We start from the raw sequence: 291 nt of genomic DNA, 5'->3' as shown, positions 1-291 counted from the left end.
CTCCAATACGACCACTTTTATGTGCTCCGAAGGGATTGAAATAACGAAGTAACGCAATTCTCCATTCATCATCAGCTTTTGCCACATCACGCATAATTTGCTCAATCATTAATTTTGTTTGCCCATATGGATTTGTCACACTCAGCGGAAATTCTTCTGTAATTGGTGACGGTTTTGGAATTCCATATACAGTTGCAGATGAACTAAAAATAAACTTTTTAACATGATGTTTCTGCATCACATCACATAGTACGATTGTACCTATTATATTATTATAATAATATGTTAGAG

Annotated in this window: 1 protein-coding gene; it reads right to left on the bottom strand. The window is 34.4% G+C overall.

Going from position 1 to position 291, the window contains the following annotated elements; all coding sequences use genetic code 11:
- On the bottom strand, positions 1-291 hold a 291-nt coding region (locus tag ACSG5Z_RS31415; protein WP_435712907.1), incomplete at both ends, for an NAD-dependent epimerase/dehydratase family protein.

This window comes from Bacillus pretiosus (genome assembly GCF_051294775.1).
Taxonomy (GTDB): Bacteria; Bacillota; Bacilli; order Bacillales; family Bacillaceae_G; genus Bacillus_A; species Bacillus_A wiedmannii.
This window is presented reverse-complemented; position numbering and strand designations above follow the sequence as displayed.